We start from the raw sequence: 566 nt of genomic DNA, 5'->3' as shown, positions 1-566 counted from the left end.
ACACTCATGCTCCTGTTGCTCGCGCGTGTTCCACAGCTGTCTGCCACGAGGCTAGCGAAATCGCGTCACCGGCCCGGGCCTCGGCCACCGTCAGCTGTGTTTTAAGCTCGCTGATGACACGATCGCGTTCCCGGATTTCGGTCAACAGCTTGTCTGTGAATTCCAGCAGGTCGCGAGCATCAGGCCCATCCAGCAGCCGTTCTTGTTCCATCAGCAGGTCTACCAGCGTCTTCATTGATCAATTCTCCAGCGTTTATCGCAATCGGGACAGTGAAAGTCGATCCAGTAGCAATCATCAGCCTTGCACCAGTTACCGGTGCTGCCGTCGTACTTCTTCTCGGCATTCGTGTGTGGGCAGCTTTCCTGTAGAAGTCGCAGGCGTGTGCGCAGCCGTTCCTGTGCCTGCTGGATGCTGTCCAGCTCATCTCGATAGATATTGCTCACCAGTCGCTCCCGCTGCTGCTCGACCCGCAGTCGAACGAAGAACTGGAGGACGAATCGTAGCTGCTTGAACTCGAATCCGAGTACGACGAATGCGAAGAGCTGGAACACGTGTCCGATACCGA

The 566-nt window shown here is 56.5% G+C and carries 2 protein-coding genes; both read right to left on the bottom strand.

The window, feature by feature from the left end; genetic code table 11:
- Window positions 1–4: 4 nt before the first annotated feature.
- Window positions 5–235, bottom strand: coding sequence for a hypothetical protein (locus tag AC1RPR_RS08065; RefSeq protein WP_281106389.1), 231 nt, complete (start codon window positions 233–235; stop codon window positions 5–7).
- Entirely contained in the window at window positions 180–344 is a 165-nt protein-coding gene (locus AC1RPR_RS08060) for a hypothetical protein (RefSeq protein WP_281106390.1), read from the bottom strand. The genes AC1RPR_RS08065 and AC1RPR_RS08060 overlap by 56 nt, the downstream gene beginning before the upstream one ends.
- Window positions 345–566: the final 222 nt, after the last annotated feature.

The sequence above is a fragment of the Dellaglioa sp. CoH-57-MRSF-22 genome (genome assembly GCF_056781895.1).
This window is presented reverse-complemented; position numbering and strand designations above follow the sequence as displayed.

Coding starts and splice junctions, on each gene's coding strand:
- AC1RPR_RS08065 (WP_281106389.1), bottom strand. CDS start 235: ATGAAGACGCTGGTAGACCTGCTGATGGAACAAGAACGGCTGCTGGAT.
- AC1RPR_RS08060 (WP_281106390.1), bottom strand. CDS start 344: ATGCCGAGAAGAAGTACGACGGCAGCACCGGTAACTGGTGCAAGGCTG.